Genomic DNA, 20,292 nt, shown 5'->3' with positions numbered 1-20,292 from the left:
CGTGGAATTCTGGTCTGTCTTACTCGGCCCGAATTCGGCGGAGAGAATATGGACTGGGTTGCTGTAGGTTTGAAGGAGGATGTCCCTCCGGGCATGGTCATCCCCAGCCGCATCAGCGACACTGAACTTGCGCTCTGGTGTACGCCCTCGGGCCGTTATCACGCATGGTCCGACCGTTGTCCGCATCGGGGCATGCGCCTGTCGCACGGGTTTGTGCGGGGCGACACGCTTGCCTGTATCTATCACGGCTGGCAATACAACGAGGCCGGGTCCTGCGAGTACATCCCAGCGCATCCCAAGCTGACACCGCCAGACACGATCTGTGTGCCCACCTATGCCTGTGCCGAAGCGGGTGGGGTGATCTGGGTGTCTTTGGCGGGAACCGACATGCCGCTGCCAGTGCTTGGCGGTCGGGTGCCGATCCGCTCCCTGCAGATCAGCCTCTCGGCACCCGACCTTGCCGCGCATTTCGGGGCCCATAGCTTTACAACAATTGCCGTTGTCTCCGACCATGAAGCGTTGCTTGCCGTGCAGCCGTGTACGGATCGCACCTGTATGGTTCACGCGCTTGCCGCGCCCGACGCAGATCGCAAGGTCGTGTCGCGCTGGCTCGAAGACCTGCGCGCAACTCTGGAAGGGGTGCCGTCATGAACGCGGCCATCGACAATCACTGGTATCCCGTCGCGATGATTTCGGGCATCGACGCGCCGCGCGAAACTTTACTGCTTGGTAAAAAAATCTCTTTGGGACGCGAAGATGGCACCTGCTGGGTTCTCGACGCGTCCGGGGCTGAGCTACCCACGGTGGAACGGTTCGGCCATCTCTGGACAAGCCCAGGCCAACCCAATCGTGACCTCTTCACCATCCCCGAGGCCGACAGCCCCGGACGCCGTTTGGTGGATGTGGGATCGGTCAAGGTCAAATGCTCGCCGCTCCGGGCGGTCGAGAACTTCCTCGACATCGCGCATTTCCCGTTTGTGCACACCGACATTCTGGGCGCCGAGCCACACACGGAAGTGGATCGCTACGACGTGAAGATCCGCGAAGAGGTGGACGAGGTCTGGGCAACCAAGGTGAAGTTCTACCAACCGCAGGCCGCAAAATCCGCTGCGGGCGGGATCACCACGGAATACATGTACCGCGTGCCCGCACCGACCTGTTCGGTGCTTTACAAAACCTGCCCACCGCGTCCAGGCGAATGGGATGTCATCACGCTCTTTGTCCAACCTCTGACCGAAGAATGGTGCGAGGTGTGGCCGTGGATGGCGCTTTATGACGACGAGTCCACCATGTCCGAGATGGTCAGCTTCCAGCAATTGATCTTCATGCAGGACAGGTCGATCCTGGAGAACCAGCTGCCCCGTAAACTGCCGCTCGATCCGGGGATGGAGGTGCCGACACAGGCTGACATGACCTCGGTCGCCTATCGCCGTTGGCTCAAGAAAATCGGCTACACCTACGGCGCACAGTTGGTGGCTGCATGATCCTTTATGACTACGTCCTGAGCGCCAGTTGCTACAAGGTCCGTCTGATGGCGGCGCTGCTCGGCACGCCGCTAACACTACGGGCGGTGAACTTTCACCCGGGCCGCGAACACAAGTCGCCAGAGATGCTGGCGTTGAACCCGAAGGGTACGCTGCCGATCCTGCAAGACCGCGACACGGTTCTGACCGACAGCGCCGATATCCTGAGGCGCCTGACAGCGGATCATCCGGAATGGCAGAATACCGATGATGACCGCTGGTTGGCCTTCGCGTCTGACCTCAACGACAGCCTTGGTCTTGCCCGTCTGCATGACGTGATTGGATACGAAGCTGATATCGACAAAGCCCGCGCGGCGGGTGTCTCCGCGCTGCGCAAGCTTGAGGCACACCTGACGGAACAACGCTTTGATGGCTTGATCTTCCTCACCGGTTCCAATCCAACCATCGCGGACATTGCTTGTTTCCCGAACACCGCGCTCGCCCCGGATGGAGGTGTGACTCTCGATCCGTATCCATCCATACGCCTTTGGATGCGCGCCATCCGATCCCTGCCGGGGTTCATCGAAATGCCTGGCATCCACCGTTTGCATGAACTGGCGCACCCGGCATGACCGCAATCCTTCTCAAGAACTGCGAGGCGATTGTCACCTCGGCCAGCGATCCGGTCCTGCGGCACTGCGACATCCTTTGCGAGAACGGCGCGATCACCGCGATTGGTCTCGACCTGACGCGGCGCGCGCCCGAGGGTACCGAAATCATCGATGCCACCGGCCACTTCATCTATCCTGGCCTCGTCAACACGCATCACCATTTCTTCCAATGCTTCGTGCGCAACCGGGCCGAACTGGACTGGACGCGCTATTCAGTGATCGAATGGCTTGATCGCATCTATCCGATCTTCTCGCGCCTGACAGAGGACTGTTTCTACCACAGCTCCGTCGTCGCCATGGCCGAGCTCATCAAACACGGCTGCACCACCGCGTTTGACCACCAGTACTGCTTCCCGCGGCATGCCGGATCGCACATCATCGACCGGCAGTTCGAGGCGGCTGAGCTTCTGGGCGTGCGGTTTCACGCGGGTCGCGGGGGCAACACGCTGCCCAAGTCCGAGGGCAGCACGATCCCGGACGAAATGCTGGAGTCCACCGATGAATTCATCTCGGCCTGCGAACGCGCCATCGACGCGTTCCATGATCCCACTCCGCTTTCGATGCGGCAAGTGGCGGTTGCGCCCTGCCAACCGGTCAACTGCTACCGCGAGACATTCGAGCAATCCGTGGCGCTGGCCCGCGACAAGGGCGTGATCCTGCACAGCCATGTTGGCGAGGGCGAAAGCCCGGTGATCGAACAGGTCCACGGGATGCGGACCGTGGATTACTGCGCTGAACTCGGCTTTGCCGGTCCGGACGTGTTCTATGCCCATGGCTGGGAACTGACCCGTTCAGAACTGGCCAAGCTGGCGGCGTCGGGCACGGGTGTCTCGCATTGCCCGGAGCCGGTCTATCTGGTCGGGGCCGAAGTTACCGACGTTCCGGCCATGGATGCGCTGGGGGTTCGCGTCGGGCTCGGTTGCGACGGGGCGGCGTCGAACGACAATTCCAACCTGATGCACTGCATCCATTCCGGATACATGCTGCAATGCCTTGTCGCCTCGACCCGACAGGATGGCGTGCCCGTGCCCGGACGGTTCCTGCACTATGCGACCGAAGGTGGTGCGTCGCTTCTGGGTCGCAATGACATCGGCGCGCTGCGCCCCGGCATGGCGGCAGATCTGTTCGCCATGGACACGCGCAAGCTTGATTTCGTCGGCACACGCCACGACCCGATCAGCCTTTTGGCGAAGGTCGGCGTCGGCGCGCCCACGGACCTCACCATGATCAACGGCCGCATCGTCTGGCACAAAGGCGAATTTCCGGGGATCGACGAAGGCGCGCTGTTCGCAGCCGCCGAAGAGACACTTCACACCATTCTGCCAAACACAACCAACGGGGATAACCATGTCTGATACACTCAAACGCCGCAGTTTTCTGAAAGGCACGCTTGCCGCCACAACCGCACTTGCGCTGCCGATGCGCGCCTCTGCGCAAGACGTTCTGAAGATGGGCGTCGTGCTGCCCTCGCCTGTGGCCGATGTGGGCTGGTCGCACACGCTGATGGAGGGTGTGAACACCGTCAAGGAAGCCTATGGCGACAAGCTTGAAGTGACGGTGCTTGAAAACATCATGGAAGGCCCGGATGCGGACCGTATCGCCAACGGGCTTGTGTCCGAAGGCAACACCGTTCTGCTGCTCGGCTCGTTCGGCTATCAGAACGGCGGTATTCAGATCGCCAAGCGCAACCGCGATGTGTCGATCATCCACGCCTCGGGCTTTATGGTCGAGCCGAACTTTGCCCCCTTCACCGCCAAATACTGGCAGGGCACGTACCTGATGGGGATGGCGGCCGCATCGCTGACCAAAACCAGGAAGATCGGCTGCGTTGGCGCGTTTGCGATCCCGGAACTGATCACCTCGATCAACGCCTTCATGCTGGGCGCGCTGTCGGTCGATCCCGAAATCACCATGAGCGTCGTTTGGGTGAACAGCTGGTTCGACCCCGCGTCGGAACAGGAAGCGGCCAAGGCGTTGATTTCGCAGGATGTCGACATCCTCTTCTCGAACGCGCAGGACACACCGTCCGTGATCGCCGTCGCGGAAGAGGCCGGGGTCTATGCGTACAACCTCAACTCCTCGATGAAGAAATACGCGCCGAGCAAATATCTTGGCGTCGTCGGCACCGATTGGGGCCCGCACTTCAAGCGTCTGGTCGATGGTCATGTCGCAGGCAATTTCCCCGGAGCGAATTACTGGCTGGGCATGGAAGACGACGTGGTCTTTACCGCCGACTGGAACCCGGACATCCCGGCTGACATGATTGCGCAGATCGAAGCCAAGCAGGCCGAAATCGCCACCGGAGACTTTGTCGTCTTCAAAGGCCCGCTCACCGATCAAGCTGGTGCGGAGCGTGTTGCGGACGGCGTTGCCATGACGGATGACGAGATCATCAGCATGGACTGGCATGTGGCTGGCGTCACCACGCCGCTGCCGTCGTGAGCCAGCCTGCGCTGCTGAGGCTTTCAAAGGTCTCCAAGCGCTACGGCACGGTTCAGGCCAATCATCATATCGACCTCGAGGTTCATTCGGGGTCGATCCATGCCGTGTTAGGCGAAAACGGGGCAGGAAAATCTACCCTGATGAAGCTCATCTACGGGGTCGAACAGCCGGATTCGGGCCATATTTACTGGAACGGGCAAGAGGTTCATCTTGCCCGACCATCGGACGCGCAAGCGCTGGGCATCGGAATGGTGTTTCAGCATTTCTCGCTCTTCGAGACGTTGAGCGTCGTGCAGAACGTGTCGCTGATGATCCCCGGCAAACCGGCCGAATTGGCGCAGAAGATCACCGGTTTGGGCGACCAGTTCGGGCTGTCCGTCGATCCGCACGCGATGGTGCATCGGCTGTCGGTAGGCGAACGCCAGCGGGTCGAGATCATTCGCTGTCTGCTGCTCAACCCCAAGCTTTTGATCCTCGACGAGCCAACCTCGGTCTTGCCGCCGCAAAGCGTGCGCCGCCTGTTTGAGACCCTGCGCAAGTTACAGGCCGAGGGCATGGCGATCCTGTTCATCTCGCACAAGCTGGATGAGATCCGGGAGCTGTGCGACACCGCCAGCGTTCTGCGCGGTGGGGAGGTGACGGGTCGCGTCGATCCTCGCGAACATGATGCGCGGTCGCTGGCGCAGCTGATGATCGGGCGCGAGATGCCGAATGTCGCCCATGCAGCACCACGCCCGCCGGGGGAGGAACGGCTGCGTCTCAATGCGCTGAGCCATCCGCGTGCCAGCAGGTTTGGCACCGCGCTGGACGGCATCGACCTCAAGCTGCGCAGCGGTGAGATTATCGGCATCGCGGGCATTTCCGGCAATGGGCAGCAGGAACTGGCTGCGCTCATCTCGGGCGAAACCCGTGCACATGAACCCGGCATGATCGAAATCATGGGCAAGAAGGTCGGGCACCTTGGCCCGATGGCGCGGCGCAAGCTGGGCTTTGCCTTTGTCCCCGAAGAACGGTTAGGGCGCGGGGCGGTGCCCGAGATGTCCTTGGCCGACAACAGCCTTCTGACGGCGCATAGCCGCAACATGCTGTCGCGCGGGTTCATCAAGCGGGCCGCTGAACGCGCGTTTACACGAGAATGTATCCAAGCCTTTGACGTGCGCACGCCGGGACCTGACGCCGAGGCTGGCGCAATGTCGGGTGGGAATTTGCAGAAGTTCATCCTCGGGCGCGAAATCATGCTGAACCCCGATGTGATGCTCGTGTCACAGCCAACATGGGGCGTCGACATCGGGGCCGCGACCGCGATCCGCCGCCGTCTTCTCGACATGCGCGATCAGGGCTGCGCGATCCTCGTGTTTTCCGAGGAAATGGACGAATTGTTCGAGATCTGCAGCAAGCTCCATGTGCTTCATAAAGGGCATCTGTCGCCCGCCCTGGACGCGGCCGAGACCACACCGCAAGAGATTGGTCGTTACATGATTGGGGCTGAAACGTGAAACTCCGATTGATCCGCCGCGACTCCGCCTCGCGCCTTGCGATGTTCACCGCGCCCGTGCTTGCGCTCGTGCTCACCTGTCTCGCAAGCCTTGTCCTTTTTGCAGCCCTTGGCAAACCGGCAGGTGCGGCGCTTCATGCTCTGCTGCTCAAGCCGTTTCTGAGTTGGTACAGTTTTTCCGAAGTCCTTCTGAAGATGGCGCCTTTGTTGCTGATCGCCCAAGGTCTGGCCATCGGGTTTCGCGCCAACGTGTTCAACATCGGGGCGGAAGGCCAGTTCATCGTCGGCGCTCTGTGTGCCTCATCCTTGCCGGTCTATTTTCCGGACGGCGATTTTCCGATGATGCTGCCTGCAATGATCGCGTTCGGCGCGTTGGGGGGCACGGTTTACGCTTTGATCGCAGCCGCTTTGCGCACGCGCTTTGGGGCGTCCGAGATCCTTGTCACGCTGATGATGGCACTGATCGCGGTGCAGATCCTGAACTACCTGCTGCTGGGGCCGTGGAAAGACCCGCGCGGGTTCAATTTCCCGCAGACGGTGATGTTCCCCGACAATGCGATGCTGCCGATCCTGTTCGACGGGACACGCACTAACATTTCGCTGCTCTTTGCGCTGCTGGCGAGCGTTTTTGCTTACCTGATGATGCAGCACCACTTCCGGGGTTACCAGTTGCGCACGGCGGGCCTTGCACCGCGCGCCGCGCTTTATGCCGGGTTTTCCGCGCCGAAGATGGTCTGGCTGGGGCTGGGACTGGGTGGTCTCGCGGCGGGCATCGCCGGTGCGAGCGAGGTCGCCGGGCCGCTGGGTCAACTCCAGCGCTCGGTCACGTCAGGCTACGGCTATGCGGCGATCATCGTCGCCTATGTGGGCGGGCTGAACCCGCTGGGGATCATCGCATCGAGTTTTCTGATTTCAGTGATCTATATCGGCGGCGACAGCGCGACCGTCTCCGCCGGCCTGCCCGTCGCGGCGGTCGAGGTGTTTCAGGGATTGCTCCTCTTCTTCTACCTGCTGACCTTCACCCTGATCCGCTTCCGGATCGAGATCGACCGCAAGGTGCCGGCATGAGCGGGCTGGAGTTTCTGCTGGCGGGAACACTGGCCGCATCGCTGCCGCTGCTGCTGGCGGCATTGGGCGAGATGGTTGTCGAAAAGACCGGGCTTCTGAACCTCGGGCTTGAGGGGATGATGGCCATTGGCGCGGCGATTGCCTTTATCTGCGTCTATCATACCGGGTCGCATGTGGTCGGATTTCTGGCTGCGGCACTGGTGAGCACGGTGATTGCCATGCTGTTTGCCTTTCTCGTGATCGGCGCGCGCGCCAACGAAGTGGCGGCTGGGTTGGCGATCGGCGTTCTGGGCTTGGGTCTGTCTGCGCTGTTCGGGAAGACCTATGAAAGCCTCACCATCAAAGGGCTGCCAAAGATTGACATTCCGGTTCTGTCAGACATCCCCGTCATAGGGCCAACTCTGTTGACACAAGACATCGTCGTGTGGCTGGCCATCGCGGGAACAGTTGCGCTCTGGTGGGTCCTGAACCGGACAAAGCTGGGCCTGATTATCGCAGCGGTAGGCGAAAACGCTGATGCGGCGCGGTCCATCGGCTATCCGGTGATGATGATCCGTCTGGTTGCCGTCGCCTTTGGCGGTGCCATGTGCGGTATTGCAGGGGCGTATGCGTCAACGGTTTACACACCACTTTGGGCCGATGGCATGATCGCCGGGCGGGGCTGGATCGCTCTGGCGCTGGTGGTCTTCGGAACGTGGCAGACTGGGCGAGTGGCCTTTGGCGCACTGCTTTTCGGTATCCTGTCTTTGGGCGAGCTGACAGCCCAGGCGATGGGAGTGGGTCTGCCCTCGCAAGTGCTGTCGAGCTTGCCGTATCTGGTCACCATCCTGATGCTTGTGGTTATCTCGCGGCGACGGTCTGGTCTGATCTGAACGTAGGTAATGGCGCGCGAATGACCCGACCCATGATTGGGTCAGTGAGCGTCGGGACCCGTTTCAAGTCTGCGCGTTCAATCAGGCAGTCGGCAACAGCCTTGCTGATCGGTTGGCCAGTCTGGTCTTCGACGAACAGCCATTGCCCGGCGGGGTTGATTTCGAGGAACACCTCCTCGCCGTTCGGGCGGCGACGGAAGTCGATCGCGCCATAGGTAAGGTCGAGCGCTTGCATCAGCTTTCGGATGCCCGCCTCGGTTTCCGGGGCCAGCGTGGTGGGTGTGATCGCCACATTCATGTCCATCCGGAAATCGACGCGATAGGCTGCCTTCTGGCTGTCGATGGCTGCGGCGAAAATCTTGTCGCCCACAACGGTCACACGCAGGTCGCAGGTGGCCTCAATGTATTCCTGAAAAATCACCGGCGCGTATTTGACGGCGTCGATCTTGTCCAACTCTTCCGCCTTCAGAAGCCGCGTCTCGCGCCAGGCATCCTCGCTGCCCTGGAAGGGTTTGTAGATGGTCCGGTCCACGCCTTCGCGGTCGATGAACGCGCGGGCGGCGTCGGGATCGGTGGTGATGAGCGTGCGCGGTACGGTCAGGCCAACCGAGCGCGCCACATCAAGCTGCCACGCCTTCCGGCTGGCATCCTGATCGCGGCTTGGCACATTGATCCACTTCGCATCAAGCGATAGCCACAGCCCCTGGATCGCCTCGTCCACCTCGCGAATGGCGAAATGATCGAGCACGGGATCGGTCACGTCCGGGTGCATGCCGTAAGGCTGCGGTCGGCGCCACCAGACAGAGGACACCTTCGACAGATCAATCGTCCGGCCCCGATACTGCATCAAACGGCGGGACGAAGACTGACCCGCTTCGAAGATCAGGTGCGCGTCCTTGGGGAAATCGGCAAGGTTGAGCAGAGTGGCGGTGTGACCGCTTTCGGCGATGTGCTGCATCACGTGGCGGGCATGAACATCGTCGTCACTGGAAAGAATGAGGATCATGGGAAATCTCCGGTTAAGGGGCGTTGGAAAGGGCCGCGAAGGCCCTTTCCTGAGGCGATCAGTTTTGGGGATCGTCGAACAGCGCTTCGATCTCGGCCATCTCGGTCAGGATCTGTTCTGCCATCGCTGACAGCTCCTCGTAATAGACGACAAGCTCTTCGATCTGCTGCGCCTCGGCATCGCCGGTATAGGTCTGCTGGAGACCCGCCATCGCTCCCGATGCGTGATGTGGCGTTGCCATGACGAATGGCATCGCCCCTGCTTCGCCCAGGCGCCCACCGCGCAAGCCGCCAAACCGATCCGGGATGCGGTCCGAGAACTGCTTGTCGAGACCGCTGACCTTGCGGTCGCCGATGGGGTCTGTGCCTTGGTCCAGAATGGCGCTGGTGCCGCGATCAGCGATGATGTTGGTGCCTTGGTCCATCAGCACATTGGTCGGCCCGCGATCATCAAGGATGCTCGTCGGCCCCCGGTCCAGAACAACGCTGGTGGGCACCCGGTCGTCAATGATCGACGTCGGACGCAAATCGCGCAGGACGTTGGTGGGACCCCGGTCGTCGAGGATGCTGGTCGGGCGTTTGTCCAGAATGACATTCGTCGGCGGACGGTCGAGGTGCGGCAGCGAATGGATCTGATCATCGCGGATAGTGGTCAGGCGATCTGATTGCACGGTGGTGAGCCGATCCGCGACTGTGTTGGTCAGGATATCGCGGATCGTGTTGGTATGCGCCCCGATCGCCTGAATGGTCGGAGACGCTGCACGAACGCGCGTGATCCGCACACCAAAGTTCGACCCAGTCATCGCCGCGTTGCAGCCGCCATTGGTGTGGATGCCGACGATGCAGCCATCGCTGGCGCGCAGGATGCCGGACCCGGAATTGCCCCCCAGCGTGTCGATGTCGTTATACCGAACGCGGAAGTCCTCGAAGCTGGTGATGGGCCCCGCTTCGATCCGCTTGGGTTGCCCGGCGGGGTGGCCGATGATGCAGATCATATCGCCCTGGTTGCCATCGTCTTCGGCAAGGCGGGTGACGCCGAACTGCTGGCCGGGATTGCCGGACAGACGGACGATGGCAAAGTCGAGACCATCAAGACGGTATTCAATCAGCTCTTCCACGGCAAAGGACACCGGGCTTTGCAGGACGCCATTGCTGTCGACCTGGAAATTGAACTCCACATTCATCCGTGTGGCGATTTCCTGTGACGAGATGATGTTGTTGGTGCCGTTGATACGCGGCCGGTTCCAACCGCCGCCGGTCTGGTCAAAGCAATGGCCTGCCGTCAGGAACAGGTTCTCGGTGATCAGCGTACCGGTGCACCACCGCTGCCCCGCGACATTGCCCGGATTGGTGTAGACGCTGGCAAGATTGGTGTGCCAGCGCAGCACGCCGACCGGCCCCTGATGGGTGTCGACAAAGGCGCGGGTGACGCCAAGGCTGCCGTCATATTGCTCCACCGGCTGGCTGTCGTCGGTGGTGCCGCATATCGTTTCGCGGATGTCGCCATATTCAAGCCGATCCGGCGTGAGAGACTCTTCGGTCATCTTCTTTTTGAGGATTTCGATGTCACCGAGGTTCGGAACGAATACCGGATCATTTGGGCTGTCCTGCACGTGGCCGACGCCCTCTTTCTTTGATTTAGCCATGTCTGAATTCCTTGTTGAAATAAGGTCTGAAATTGCGACCGGTTCGTTGATCCGAAGCGAACCAACCTGGCCCGGTCGCGTGCCAGCCAGAGGCGCCGCCCCTAGGACGAGGTTGAAAAAGGGGGGTGGTCTGGAACTCCGATGGAAATGTCGAAACGCAGCGGAATGGTGATGCCCGCCACCTGGGTCGTCGGTGCAGGTCTCGTGTCCCGCGCGGGGGAGGCAGGCGCACGTTCATTGGTGCCAGAGGACGGCATTTTGAAGCCGCCGCTGTGAACCGCATCACGGCCCACGGCGAGCACCTCTTCGACCAGTTCTGCGCCCGCCGTGCCGTCGCGGGACATGCGGTCCGCAACGGTCTTCAGATGCGCCACAAGGCGCGACACGCGGATGCCTTCGTTCGCGATCCACTTGACGGTTTTCATCTCGGGATCGGCAGACGGGTTCCAGATGCCGCCATCCACGGTCACGTAATGTCCGGACTCGGTCTGGTCGGGCACGCCCGAGTGGTGAAGCGCCACCACCTCCCAGAGATCGCTGAACACAGGCGCGCCGGACGAGCCGGGCTGTGTGTCGCCGGTGTAATGCGCCACATGGTCGTTGTCGGGGGGCAGGGCGGTGAGCAGGCTTTCGCGGAACACGACCTGTTTCCGGCCCGCCAACGGGTGCTGGATGATGTTGACGGGCTGACCCTTGCGGATCTTGCCCTCGACACCGATCAGCGGCAGATGCCCGAAATCCTCAAGGCTGACGCCATCCTCGCTCACCGGTGCCACGGCAACGATGGCCATGTCGAGACGTTCGTTGGCATGGAAAAGGCGTTGGGGTTCCAGTGTGAAGCAGTGGCTAGTGGTCTGGCGGCTGTCGATCTCCAACTCGTAGCGGAACTGCACGGACGCGCGGCTTGCCGCATGATTGTTTTGCAGAACATGGTGGTTGGTCATCAGAACGCCCGGTGCAATCAGGAAGCCGGTGCCAAACCCTTGGCCGGTCGAAGTGGACACGATCCGTCCAACCGCTTTTGCAGCCACAAGGGCGCGTTTGATGAACATGACCGACAGGAATTCTTCGGCCTCGCCGATCACCCGTTCGAGGATCGCTGCAGTTGCTCCGGTCGGAGTCCGAACGCCGGGTGTTTTGGTTTCCAGACCCTCCAGCGCGGTCTCAAGCTCGCGGCTGAGCTTGCGGCCCTGTCCATTGGCGCTGGCTGCGTCCACCATAGTAAGCAGACGGCGGGTGTAGGCGTCGATCCGTTCCGGGGTTTCCGCGCTGAGCGGCCGTGCTTCATGCTGCGACTGGAGCACCGACTTGCGCTCTGCATCCGATGCTTTCCAGCGCAGGCTTGCCGCATCGACAACGGCCCGAGGATAGGCGCTTTGATCGGTCGCGGGCGCGTCCGAGATGATCGCGCCTGCTGGCTGTTCGATATCGGCGCGCGCCGACAGGAACGATCCTGCGAAATCGGTTTCGCGCAGGGGGGGCAGCGCCGACAGGGTCTCTAGCCGCAGATCCGCGCTGGTCACATCCGGCATCGCAGCCTCGACTGTGCGAAGACGTGGCGTGCTGTCCAGCGCATGGGTCGCACCCGTTCCAATCAGATCGATCGTGCCCGCAATCACGTCAGAGCGGTTGCACAGCCAACCATGCGCGCCTTCGGTATAGTACCGGGCGACATCGCCCATTTCCGCCAGATCGCGCGGCACGGTTCCGTCGCCGTCAAACGACCGGTGATAAGTAAAACCACCCGCGGTCTTGGCCGCGCTGATCACGGTGTCTTCGCCCGTGCCGATGATCTGGTGAAACCGAGTATCGGGTTCGGGCAGGTCGTCGCGTCCCAGTCTGGCGGCACGCAGGGCATTGGCGGTTGGGGGTATCGCGCCGTTGGGCCAGAAACCGCGCGCGAAAAAGGTCTCTTCCGGGCGCTTGTCCGGCGAAGGCATCATCTCGACCAAACCGGGAAAGCCGCGCAGAAACTTGTCGACAATCGTCTTGCGGTCATTGGTCAGATCGGCAAAGCCCAATGGGCCAAGCATGTCGTGGCTGAGGTCAAACACCTGCACCGGCGCATAGGAACCGTTGTTTGGTGTGCCGATGGTCACAACGCGCGAGATCAGGGACCCGTCCACGTCCTCTGCCGCCATCTGCCGGGCAACCAGACCACCCATCGAATGGCAGACCAGCGACACGTCGGTGAGGCCGCGATTGCGGATCCGGTCGATCAGCATCTTTCCGGCGACAGCAGATGATTGCCGCCAGTCGAATGGCATGAATTCGGTGTCAAAACCCGCCAGCGTCAGGCGCAGTTTCATCCGCAGATATGGGGCGAGGACAGTTCCCGTGGCGGCGACCGTCGCGCCCCATTTCAGCTTGGCAATGCCCCCGGCGGCAAGATCGGTGGGGTCGATCCAGACCAGATCAGCCTGTCCGTTGCGGATCGCACTGAGCCGCGATCCCATGATGCCGGGAAGAATGAAAACCTTTCGACGACGGGCCTCGAACAGCGGTGCTTCGCGTACGGCATCCTGCGCGAGATGCGACAGGTCATCGTAGAGCGCATCTCCGAATTCGGCGCGCAGGGTTGCCTCGTGTTTGCCGGTGCGCAGAAAGGTCTCAACCTGAAAGTCGTCAAAAGGCAGCATGATGTGCTCCTGTCGCAAAGGGGAAAGGGTGGCCGGTCCCCGGGAGGAAAGGACCGGCCGGGGCGGTCAGGCGAGGACCGCCGCAAAGCGCATCCAGCGTTCGATCGTGTCGATCGGGTCGCCATCGGGAGTGCGCAAAGGGCTTTGTTCGGGCGAGAATTCCCGTGACAGTGCCGAGTCCGCATCGTCCATCAGTGCCCCGATGAAGGTGGCGGCGACGATCCAGCTGCCCATCTCACCGAGGCCGGGGCCAGCTGTGCCCTCGGCTTCAGCAAGGCAGTAGAACCAAAGCGGGGTGGCGCTGTTGAAGGCGTGACCGTCGAGGAAGGCTGTAAGCTCGGGCTTGTTGTCGAGCCATGCCCGGACATCCGTCTGCGGATCGCTGGTGACCGCGCCGATGCTTTTTAGATGGGCGTGCAAGGCTTGGCCGGTTGGCAGGCGCAGGCTCTTACCACGACGCAGATTGCGGCGGGCAAGGTTCCGGAAGAGGGCACGCAACGCAGCCCCGTCTGGCGTGCCTGTGTCGAAATCTCCGCCTTCGTTCGCCATATCGCCCAAGGGCGGCGCGATCACGGTATCTACCGCGCGCGCCACGCGCTGCGGGCCGCCATCGGCAAAGCTGGCATCGGGTGTTACGAACCGCGCCCAGTCGATGACCCAGTTCTTGGGGATGTTGTTCAGGTTCAACCCGAACCGCGCCCCGATCCCGCCGCCACCAGTGAAGGCGAAGATCTGATCAAAGGGGGCCGTACCGTTGGGGCGGCCAAACGTACGGTTGTAGTCGTAGATATTGCGGACCATCGAATGGCCGAACCGGAACGCCGCGACCGAGAATTCCAGTGGGATCACGTTGCCCACGACACGCCCCGGATTGCGCGCGGCATAATCGGCGCGGAAGGCGTCGTAATGCGCATTGCGAGTGTCGAGGATGCGGCTCACGACCGCTGGGTCGCAGATGTCCTTGAGATAGCCATGCACGACCAGCCACTGGTAATGCAGCTTGGTCAGGGATTTGGCCGCGTCGAAATCGGCAATCCAACCAGTGTCGTTCTGGGTCAGGAAATCCACCACCTTGTTGTGAAACCGCAGAAAGCTCAGATGGAATTGCGCGATGATGATGTTTTCGTCGTTGCGCATGTCGCCGATCAGCGCACGCTTTTGCAATCCGGCTTCGAACTTGGCAAATGCGTCGTCGCTCATCTGTGCGCGGGCAATGTCGAGCGCGGCATCTCGGACCTTTTGCTCGACCTGGTGAAAGCGCGGCAGGTCGCGGTGCGGATCCAGCGTGTCGTCGGGCAGGGGGCCGGGTTCGACCGCTGTCCCGACGCGCATCTTGGCGGTGTGGATCGGGTGGCGCAGGCCGGTGCGCAGGACGGACGCTGCATGTTGAATGGATGGGTCTGAAAACGTGCCGACAGGCAGCCCGCCATAGACCGAGTCGAGGTCAAAGCGCGGCGTGCGCGCGTTCTTGAGTTGACGTTCGATCTCTTCGCCCGTTGCCTTGGGTGTCGGGTCGTCAATGCCGGTCAGATCGCTTTCGCGGTCGGTGCGGGCGGTCAGTTCGTGATCAAGGAACTGCCCCCAATAGGTCAGGACCGGTGCCAATGCGCCATCAGGCGTGGCATCTACAGTATCGACATCGGGCACCATGAGGTCGCCCAGTTGGTCGAGATCGGCGTCCGGTACGGCGGGCAGGTATTGGCTGGCGTCGCCACCGGGAGGCAGCAGAAAGCCGAAATCGGCGGCTTCGTCCACGGCGATTTCACCGTCGGCGGGGCGCAGTGCCTCAAGCAGTTGGGGTTTTTCGGTGAGTGCGCGTTTCGCCTGCGCCCCACCGTGTGATTGCATTTGGAACGTCATCGTCTTTACTCCGAAGGATCGTGCGCGGCAGGGGCAGCAGCCGCTCGACACGATCCAAAGGGTAAAGAGATGGTTGACGTAAGGTGAGTGAGGACGCTGTGAACGCGTTTTTCACACCCCGATGAACGGCTGCTCCTGTGGGTGTTTCGGTGCGGTGCCGCAGACGGGAGGCACCCTGTAAGGCCCTGTTCTGGCGAGGGTCCTGGCGTCTGGCGTGATGCCGGGATACAGCTCTGTAAAGCCCTGCCGCGCGGGGTGACCTGCGATGAAGTTCAGCGCGATCAACCGCGTTGCCGTGGCCGCGGCCGCACTGGTGCCTATGATCCGTGCACCCGATCCAGACAGCACACCGATCGAGGGCAAGCCGGGTCTGAACCAACCTTGATCCGCCGTGGCTGTCGCGGCGGGTAGATTGGCATCGACAACTGCGCCACCCTGTGCGTCGACCTTTATCGACGCGCTGCCGCTGTAACCTGAAGGTTTGAGCGTGGTTTCCATGTAGCCCGCGATGCGGAACACAGACGGCGCAGTGCCGATGCCATTAAGGCAGCCAAACCCACGGACCGGGGTCAGGGCTGGTGGTTCGAACACATGAGGCGGTGTTGGGTGGGAGAGGTCGACCAGATAGCTTTGCTGGCCGCCGGTGCCCAACTGCGTCGGATCGTCGTCACGCTGTACCCAGACGTCAATATGTTCACCTGTGCCAAGCGGGTCGGACCCCGTGTCGATCCTGACCGTCCACAGCCCCACTGGCGTGCGCCGTCCAACACCAAGGTTCCCGGCGGTCGGGATCATCGCCAGCATCACGCGCCAGCGGTTGCCCTGATGTTTGTCTGCAGACAGCTGACCGATGTTCTTGCCGCCGATTTCGAGTTCAACGAACTGACGGGGATCACCGTCTTTGAGCAGGGGATCAGCCTTGACCGAGATGCTTTGCTGCAACTCCGGCGGATATCCGGCTGGCGGGGTCACGGTGACTGTCCAGCCCTGCGGATCGCGATCCGGTGGCAGCCAGATTTCCAGATAGCTCGACGTGCGGTCGTCGGGCTTGAGCTGCCAGCCAAAACTGACCGCGCCGTCCTCCACATCCCGGTGCGCAAACCGTGCATGCATGTCATTGGCAAAGTTGTTGCCCGTCGGCATGACCAGTTCCGTGCAGGGCTGAACCTTGCGCCGATCCGTGATCAGAGCTTCGACCGCGCGTTCGAAACTTGATTGCCCGTCATGGCGATTGGCGCTCCAGCCGTAGCTGAAATTGATCACCAGCGGAATCTCCGGGCAGGTGTACGCCTGCGCGATCATGCGGGCGCGGTTGAAGATGTACTCAATCGCGCTGAGCATCATCATTTCCTTGCCAAAGCCTGACGTGTCCCAGGCGATGGTGTTGGGCAGTTGTACGGCGATCACGGCTGCATCGTCGGGCAGGTCTGTGGCACCCACGTATGGGTCATTCCCAGCGGCAATCCCGGCGATATGTGCGCCATGGGTGGCGTGGTGCATGAGCACGGTGTCCACTTCAGGCAGATCGGCGTCGATGGCATGGGCCGCCTTGTAGGCGCGGATCTCCTGATCGCCAAACTGCGTGCGCAACTGGTCGATCCGGGTGCCGGTGATTTCGCAGCCGAAAGGAACGGCGGCTGATGTATCCGCCCGCGCGGCCTGCAGCCAACACAGGTTGATCCGCGTGTCGCCCGCCGCGTCGCGGAAGGCGCGGTGCAGGAATGGAATACCGTCATCGATCACACCGATGATGACGCGGGGTTTGACCTTGGGCTTTTGCCAGCCTTCTGGCGTGGCGTTTGGGTCGTAGGTTGCGGGCCAGGTTACAGGATCAATCGGCATGTTGAGCCTGTAGCGCGTCCCGTTCAGCGCATGCAGGCAGCGCGCCAGTTCGGCGTCGTCCTGCGCCGGGTCGGCGTCCGGGGTCAGCGCCTTGTTCCACATGGCAAAGGGCGTGACGTCAGGATTGTCCTTCCAGAGCGGCGGAACGCGGATTTCGACGTCATCCGTGCTTGCAAGCATACCCTCACCTTCCATCAGCGCGGTGATGTGGCTCGACGGACCTTTGCGAATGGACGGGAACGCGAAGGGGCGTCCGAGGTCTTCGGAGAAGATCCAGCGTTCATAGGGACCGGTATACTTGTCGATCCGGTCGTCATCATGTCGGTGCGGGAACATGGCTCAGACCTTCTGCGCTTCGGCCACGGCCCCGGACCAGAGCCACGAAAACGCAGGCTTGGCCGTGAGCGTTGCAGAGGCCCCAGTCGCGGTCAGCCCTTTCGTCGCTGCGATAGCAGGATCGCGCTGGTCTTCATCGAAAAAGTCGTGATCGCCCGCGCTGTAGGCCAGTTCCGCAACCGGCGCGCCCGCACCTGCGCGGTTCAGCACAACCTGACCAACGATCCGGCCAAGCGCAGCACCTGCCCAGCTGTCGATGGGATAATGCACACCCGCGACGGTCCGGTTGACCGCAATGCGTTCCGCCAGACCGCGCAGCGCCTTGATGCGCTGCTCGCCGTCCGAAAGGCTGTCCCAAGCGGTCACCAAGGCTTCAAGCACGGTCAGCACGGCATAGGCCTCGGTCGCATGGGCCGACGGGAAGCTGCCATGGCCCGGTGTCGGGATCATCGGCATCAGTCGTGCGTCGAGTTGATCGGGGCGGCGGATGGCGAGGTGGTTTTTCACGATCATCGCGGTGTGCGCTGCCGCCACTTGCGTGGCCGTGATCAACTCAAAGGTCTTCTTGTTCTGGGCGCTGTGCAGACCAAGCATCATCGCGAAATAGGCGGTTGGAAAGCCAAGCTGCGATGTGATCTCGGCGGTGCGTTCTGCGCGCAGTGTGGCGTAGTCCGACACCAGACGGCATTGCGACCGCAACAGGGTGGTCGCAGGGCGGTCGAGCGTCAGAAAGGTCGTGCCGTCAAAAGACAGTGCCACGCGGTCGGGTGCGCCGCCGGCGCCGACCATTGCATTCGACCCGATGCCCGCGAGGTATTCGCTGACATAGAGCGATCCGCGCACCCATGTGGCCAAGCCGTTAAGATTATTTGGATCAGAAAACCCCAGTTCTTTGTCGGTCGGCGTTGTGCCGTCTTCGGTCAGGTGCCGCAAACCTTCGGCTGTGGTCTGAAGACCGTGGGTTGTCATGGGGTCGTAGCCGCCGGGGTCTTCGCTTCCCAGAAAGCCGCCCAGTCCCGTGAAGTTCGTTCCACCCCCGAAGCCGCCAAAGCCTCCGAACCCACCAAATCCGCCGAAGCCACCAAAGCCGCCGAACCCGCCAAATCCACCATATTGTGCCATGAGATGTATCCCTTGTTTGAAATTGCCTTAAGAAAGTCCCGCCTCTGCCAAAGCCGAAATCACCAGCTTCCCGGTTTTGCTGTCAGCGGACGGGTGTGTCTTGCGATAATCGTCGAGACTGAAATACGGGAACCGCCGCAGTAAATCTTGCGCGGTCTCGCGCGCCTCGGCTCCGCGATCCAGCGCATGGAGCGCCGCAATCCGCGTTCTCAGTGTTGAAATATGCCGATCATTCGATTCAAGTGACCGGTCGGCAAGTTCGAGTGCTTTTTGATAGTCGCCACCTGCCAGATGAGCAGAGCTTGCCAGACTGTCGAAATAGTAACCGAATGGATCAATCGGTGACAGGTCGCGCGCCGTCGTTGTGGCGCGAATGGCGGATTGGCCTTCGTCCCGGAAGGCCATCAGCGACCCGCGCAACAGCCAGGACAGGCTTTCACTTGGGTTGATGTCCTGCGCGGCGCTGTAGCGGCGCTCGGCGACATCCATGTTCTTGAGGATATTGCCGTTGACGAACCCGTCGATGGTCAGGCCGAAGCTTGACTGGGGATCAAGATCCAGCGCCCGAGCGGTGCAGTCCAGCGCCTTTTGCGTGTCGCCCTGACGGTCGGTGCTGTAATTCTTGAAGATGCTGAGAACGTACCATTTGCCCAGCCACGCAAAGACATGCGGGTTGGCTGGCGCGCGGGCGGCCGCTTCGTCCAGGAATTGCCGGGCGCGCAGGAAATCCCCCAGCTTGGGGTGATGCATGGCCGTTGCTCCGGCGATCAGCAGCTTATGGTTCGGCAGTTCGGGAAGCGGGGTTTGGCATCCCGCGTGCAGGGTCGTTTCCGCGATGGCACGCCCGACCGATTGCACCACGTTGACCAACCATCCCGAAGCTTCTTGCGAGAAATGCGCCATTGGGCAGGACAGGTGCCTGTTCCACAGCAGCGTGCCGCTGCACACATCTGTGAAATCAAGATCCGCAATCAGCGTGTCGCCCTGTCGCCGCATGCTGCCCGTCAGCAGGTAATCCACGTCAAGCGTTTCGCGCAGGTTCACGATGTCGATAAAGCGCTGCGACATTGCCCGTCCGGACAGATGTGAAATGACCGACAGAAGGCTTGAGCGCGACATCATGCGGCTGGTCTCTTCGGCGATCCAGTCGCCCGCGATGGCAAGCTCTGCATCGCCCGGCGGTACGGTCAGTGGCAATGCACAGACACGCGGCCTGATCCGCGTTGGCCCGCGCTTGTTCGAGATGAAGCACAGGGCCTTCACAGAACTGGGATCCGCCCGGATGCTGTCACGCCACGCAAGGAACGAAGGCTCGCGGACATTCAGATCGTCAAGGAACGGGCCGTCCGAGGGATGGCCGATCACCTTGACAAGGGACATGTCGATTTCGATTTCCTTGTTCGTGACGGTCAGAATTCTGTCGAAATCGTCACCCAGGATCTTGCGAAGGTCGGACAGGGCACGGCGCAGGTTCTGATGGCCGCTTTCGTAATCGGCAAATCCCCAGAGCGTTTCCTGCAGAAAGCTGCGCGAGCGGCGATTGAGCGGGGCCGTCACCAACAAGGCAAAGAACGCACGATGCTTGGCACCCGTGATTTCCTGCGCAGGCGCATCAGCGTGCCGCAGCACACACGATCCGAATAAGGAAATCTCAAGCCCTGCGGCCACCTTAGCCTCTCCCGTCATATGGGAGAGTTATGGCTGAATCTGGTGTCTGGGCGGTTTGAATGACGGCGGTGCATCTGGTTGGTTTGTTGTTGCGACACAAGCCACCATCCAAAGGAGCACCACCATCATGGACGACGCTACCATCATCGATTTTGCGGGTCGA

At 61.6% G+C, this 20,292-nt stretch carries 15 protein-coding genes; 8 read left to right on the top strand and 7 right to left on the bottom strand.

Going from position 1 to position 20,292, the window contains the following annotated elements:
• Positions 1-48 precede the first annotated feature (48 nt).
• The 8 genes from JJ869_RS00810 to JJ869_RS00775 are packed head-to-tail and all read left to right on the top strand — an operon-like array spanning position 49 to position 8,011.
• Entirely contained in the window at positions 49-651 is a 603-nt protein-coding gene (locus tag JJ869_RS00810; RefSeq protein WP_292264050.1) for a Rieske (2Fe-2S) protein, read from the top strand.
• Entirely contained in the window at positions 648-1,484 is an 837-nt protein-coding gene (locus JJ869_RS00805) for an aromatic ring-hydroxylating dioxygenase subunit alpha (RefSeq protein WP_292264048.1), read from the top strand. The genes JJ869_RS00810 and JJ869_RS00805 overlap by 4 nt, the downstream gene beginning before the upstream one ends.
• Positions 1,481-2,095: a glutathione S-transferase N-terminal domain-containing protein gene (locus tag JJ869_RS00800; RefSeq protein ID WP_292264046.1), complete on the top strand. Its 615-nt coding sequence runs from the start codon at positions 1,481-1,483 to the stop codon at positions 2,093-2,095. Before JJ869_RS00805 ends, JJ869_RS00800 begins: the two co-directional genes overlap by 4 nt.
• Positions 2,092-3,489 carry an amidohydrolase gene (locus tag JJ869_RS00795; RefSeq protein WP_292264044.1) on the top strand — a complete coding sequence of 466 codons (1,398 nt, stop codon included), beginning with the start codon at positions 2,092-2,094 and terminating at the stop codon, positions 3,487-3,489. The genes JJ869_RS00800 and JJ869_RS00795 overlap by 4 nt, the downstream gene beginning before the upstream one ends.
• The gene (locus JJ869_RS00790; protein WP_292264042.1) at positions 3,482-4,576 is read left to right on the top strand and encodes a BMP family ABC transporter substrate-binding protein; all 1,095 of its coding nucleotides are present in this window, start codon (positions 3,482-3,484) and stop codon (positions 4,574-4,576) included. The genes JJ869_RS00795 and JJ869_RS00790 overlap by 8 nt, the downstream gene beginning before the upstream one ends.
• Positions 4,573-6,072, top strand: a complete 1,500-nt coding sequence (locus JJ869_RS00785) for an ABC transporter ATP-binding protein (protein ID WP_292264040.1) — start codon at positions 4,573-4,575, stop codon at positions 6,070-6,072. Before JJ869_RS00790 ends, JJ869_RS00785 begins: the two co-directional genes overlap by 4 nt.
• On the top strand, positions 6,069-7,139 hold the full coding sequence (locus tag JJ869_RS00780) for an ABC transporter permease (protein WP_292264038.1): 1,071 nt from the start codon (positions 6,069-6,071) through the stop codon (positions 7,137-7,139). Before JJ869_RS00785 ends, JJ869_RS00780 begins: the two co-directional genes overlap by 4 nt.
• Positions 7,136-8,011, top strand: coding sequence for an ABC transporter permease (locus tag JJ869_RS00775; RefSeq protein ID WP_292264036.1), 876 nt, complete (start codon positions 7,136-7,138; stop codon positions 8,009-8,011). Before JJ869_RS00780 ends, JJ869_RS00775 begins: the two co-directional genes overlap by 4 nt.
• On the opposite strand, the gene JJ869_RS00770 is transcribed toward JJ869_RS00775, so the two are convergent.
• From JJ869_RS00770 to JJ869_RS00740, 7 genes are all read right to left on the bottom strand, one after another.
• Positions 7,980-9,017, bottom strand: a complete 1,038-nt coding sequence (locus tag JJ869_RS00770; RefSeq protein ID WP_292264034.1) for an MvdC/MvdD family ATP grasp protein — start codon at positions 9,015-9,017, stop codon at positions 7,980-7,982. The genes JJ869_RS00775 and JJ869_RS00770 overlap by 32 nt on opposite strands.
• A gap of 58 nt (positions 9,018-9,075) precedes the next feature.
• Complete coding sequence (locus tag JJ869_RS00765; RefSeq protein ID WP_292264032.1) at positions 9,076-10,662, bottom strand: trypsin-like peptidase domain-containing protein; 1,587 nt, start codon at positions 10,660-10,662, stop codon at positions 9,076-9,078.
• 101 nt (positions 10,663-10,763) lie between these two features.
• Positions 10,764-13,301: an alpha/beta fold hydrolase gene (locus JJ869_RS00760; protein WP_292264030.1), complete on the bottom strand. Its 2,538-nt coding sequence runs from the start codon at positions 13,299-13,301 to the stop codon at positions 10,764-10,766.
• A 66-nt stretch (positions 13,302-13,367) separates the two neighbouring features.
• Positions 13,368-15,149, bottom strand: coding sequence for a heme peroxidase family protein (locus tag JJ869_RS00755; protein ID WP_292264028.1), 1,782 nt, complete (start codon positions 15,147-15,149; stop codon positions 13,368-13,370).
• A 123-nt stretch (positions 15,150-15,272) separates the two neighbouring features.
• A complete protein-coding gene (locus JJ869_RS00750) occupies positions 15,273-17,339 on the bottom strand; it encodes a S8 family serine peptidase (RefSeq protein WP_292264026.1) in 2,067 nt (688 codons plus the stop codon).
• 3 nt (positions 17,340-17,342) lie between these two features.
• A complete protein-coding gene (locus JJ869_RS00745) occupies positions 17,343-18,461 on the bottom strand; it encodes a phosphatase PAP2 family protein (protein ID WP_292264024.1) in 1,119 nt (372 codons plus the stop codon).
• 27 nt (positions 18,462-18,488) lie between these two features.
• The gene (locus JJ869_RS00740; RefSeq protein WP_292264022.1) at positions 18,489-20,129 is read right to left on the bottom strand and encodes a hypothetical protein; all 1,641 of its coding nucleotides are present in this window, start codon (positions 20,127-20,129) and stop codon (positions 18,489-18,491) included.
• Positions 20,130-20,292 lie beyond the last annotated feature (163 nt).

It is taken from the genome of Marivita sp., from assembly GCF_017643905.1.
Taxonomy (GTDB): Bacteria; Pseudomonadota; Alphaproteobacteria; order Rhodobacterales; family Rhodobacteraceae; genus Marivita.
The sequence above is the reverse complement of the archived record's forward strand: the minus strand, read 5'-3'. Positions and strand labels throughout refer to the sequence as shown.